Raw genomic sequence first — 3,012 nt, forward strand, 5'->3', positions numbered from 1 at the left:
GGCGCCTCGCGCGTACGGGCCACCGCGTGCCCGCGCGGCCACGCCGCTGTCGGGTGTCCACAGGCCGGCACGTCTCCACGGAATGCCGTGCACCCACAGGCCGGGACGTGTCCACGGGATGCCGTGCGCCCACACGCCCGCGCTCGCCCGGGAACCGCCGCGCGCTCACCGTCGGCGCAGGTCCGCGACCCGTGCCCGCTCGGCGCTCTGGGCCTGTTCGGCCGCCCCCAGACCCACCGCCGACCGCAGTCCCGGTCCCTGCCGGCGGGGCCCCGGCAGCGGCATGTCCCGGCGCTGCTGCTGACGTGCCGGGGCCCCGTCACCCCCCGGGCCCGCGGTACCCCCCGGCGCTCCGGCCACGGCGATCTGGACGCCCTGGTCGGCGAGCGCCTGCAACTCGGTGCCCGCGCGGTCGTCGTGGGCCGGCGGTTCGTCCGTCACCAGGCGGGTGATGAGGTCCGTGGGCACGGTCTGGAACATGGTGTCCGTGCCGAGCTTGCCGTGGTCGGCGAGGACCACCACCTCCGCGGCGGCCTGCACCAGCGCCCGGTCGACGGAGGCCGACAGCATGTTGGACGTGGACAGCCCGCGCTCGGCGGTCAGCCCGCTGCCGGAGAGGAAGGCCTTGGAGACCCGCAGTCCCTGGAGGGACTGTTCGGCACCGCTGCCGACGAGGGCGTAGTTCGAACCGCGCAGCGTACCGCCGGTCATCACGACCTCGACCCGGTTGGCGTGCGCCAGCGCCTGGGCCACGAGCAGGGAGTTGGTGACGACGGTCAGCCCGGGCACCCGGGCCAGCCGGCGCGCCAGCTCCTGCGTGGTGGTGCCCGCACCGACCACGACGGCCTCGCCCTCCTCCACGAAACTCGCGGCGAGGTCGGCGATGGCGGTCTTCTCGGCGGTCGCGAGGTGGGACTTCTGCGGGAAGCCGGACTCCCGCGTGAAACCACCCGGCAGTACCGCACCGCCGTGCCGGCGGTCGAGGAGTCCTTCTGCCTCCAGCGCGCGCACGTCCCGCCGTACGGTCACTTCGGAGGTCTGGACGACGCGGGCGAGTTCACGGAGCGACACGGCCCCGTTCGCTCGCACCATTTCGAGGATCAATTGGCGACGTTCTGCAGCGAACACGAAACTGACAGTAACGCCGACGACCGTCTGCTTTCAGCACTTTGCGCTGAATAGCAGAAGTTGTTCGCACACCCGACCGTCAAGTGGTATAAGCGCCAAGTGATGGCCTGGTTGCATCGCCCGCACCGCGCACGCGCCCGCAACTCCCCGTGATGAACGGGGAGTTGACGAACGGTGAAGCGACGGCCGGCCGACGGGGAGCCGGGACCGGCCCGTCCCGTCAGGCCTCCGGACCCATCTTCCGGGTGTGCAGCTGCCGCGCCACCTCGGCGATCGAACCCGACAGCGAGGGGTACACGGTGAAGGCGTTCGCGATCTGCTCGACCGTCAGGTTGTTGTCGACCGCGAGCGAGATGGGGTGGATCAGCTCGGAGGCGCGCGGTGCGACCACGACGCCGCCCACCACGATCTCGGTGCCCGGCCGGCAGAAGATCTTGACGAACCCGTCGCGGATGCCCTGCATCTTCGCGCGGGGGTTGCGCAGCAGCGGCAGCTTCACCACGCGGGCGTCGATCCTGCCCGCGTCGACGTCGGCCTGGGTGTGGCCGACGGTGGCGATCTCGGGGTCGGTGAACACGTTCGACGAGACGGTCTTCAGGTTCAGCGGGGCGACCGCGTCGCCCAGGAAGTGGTACATGGCGATGCGGCCCTGCATCGCCGCCACCGACGCCAGGGCGAAGACCCCGGTGACGTCACCGGCGGCGTACACGCCGGGGGCGCTGGTGCGGGAGACCCGGTCGGTCCAGATGTGCCCCGAGTCGCGCAGCCTGACCCCGGCCTCCTCGAGCCCCATGCCCGCGGAGTTCGGGACGGCGCCCACCGCCATCAGGCAGTGCGACCCGGTGATGACCCGCCCGTCGGCGAGCGTCACCTCCACCCGGTCCCCGACCCGCTTGGCGGACTGCGCGCGCGAACGCGCCATGACGTTCATGCCGCGCCGGCGGAAGACGTCCTCCAGCACCGCGGCGGCGTCCGGGTCCTCGCCCGGCAGCACCCGGTCGCGCGACGACACGAGCGTGACCTTCGAGCCCAGCGCCTGGTACGCGCCGGCGAACTCGGCGCCGGTCACACCGGAACCGACCACGATGAGCTCCTCGGGGAGTTCGTCGAGGTCGTACACCTGGGTCCAGTTCAGGATGCGCTCGCCGTCCGGCCGGGCGTCGGCCAGCTCGCGCGGGTGGCCGCCGGTGGCGACGAGGACCGCGTCGGCGGTCAGCGTCTCCTCGGTCCCGTCCGCGGCCCGGACGACGACCTTGCGCGACCCGTCCAGGGCCTGCATGCCCTCGAGCCGTCCGCGGCCGCGCAGCACGCGCGCGCCGGCCCGCGTCACGGAGGCGGTGATGTCGTGCGACTGGGCCAGGGCCAGCCGCTTCACGCGGCGGTTCACCTTCCCCAGGTCCACGCCGACGACCCGGGCCGCCCGGTCCACGTGCGGGGTGTCGTCGGCGACGATGATGCCCAGCTCCTCGTAGGAGGAGTCGAAGGTGGTCATCACCTCGGCCGTGGCGATCAGGGTCTTCGACGGCACGCAGTCGGTGAGCACCGACGCGCCGCCCAGGCCGTCGCTGTCGACGACGGTCACCTCCGCGCCGAGCTGAGCGGCGACCAGCGCCGCTTCGTATCCGCCGGGTCCGCCACCGATGATCACGATCCGAGTCACGTACTCCATTGTCCCGCACACTTCACCGTGCGACCGCCCCGGGGTCCGCCCCGTGGTCCCCCTGTTGCCGGAGTGGCCCCCGGTGCGGCTGCCGTACGCTCTGCATCATGTCGCTCTACGCCGCGTACGCCGGCAACCTCGACGCGCGGCTGATGTCCCGCCGCGCCCCGCATTCGCCGCTGCGCGCCACCGGCTGGCTGAACGGGTGGCGCGCAGCGGCGAAT

Annotated in this window: 2 protein-coding genes; both read right to left on the bottom strand. The window is 72.6% G+C overall.

Going from position 1 to position 3,012, the window contains the following annotated elements; genetic code table 11:
• Window positions 1–165 precede the first annotated feature (165 nt).
• On the bottom strand, window positions 166–1,128 hold the full coding sequence (locus AOK18_RS24665) for a DeoR/GlpR family DNA-binding transcription regulator (protein WP_079105154.1): 963 nt from the start codon (window positions 1,126–1,128) through the stop codon (window positions 166–168).
• 220 nt (window positions 1,129–1,348) lie between these two features.
• The gene (locus AOK18_RS24670) at window positions 1,349–2,797 is read right to left on the bottom strand and encodes an NAD(P)H-quinone dehydrogenase (RefSeq protein WP_055695753.1); all 1,449 of its coding nucleotides are present in this window, start codon (window positions 2,795–2,797) and stop codon (window positions 1,349–1,351) included.
• Window positions 2,798–3,012 lie beyond the last annotated feature (215 nt).

This window comes from Streptomyces prasinopilosus, assembly GCF_001419695.1.
In the GTDB taxonomy this organism is placed as follows: Bacteria; Actinomycetota; Actinomycetes; order Streptomycetales; family Streptomycetaceae; genus Streptomyces; species Streptomyces prasinopilosus.

Excerpts from the sequence above, each read along its gene's own strand:
- AOK18_RS24670 (WP_055695753.1), bottom strand. The coding sequence starts at position 2,797 with ATGGAGTACGTGACTCGGATCGTGATCATCGGTGGCGGACCCGGCGGA.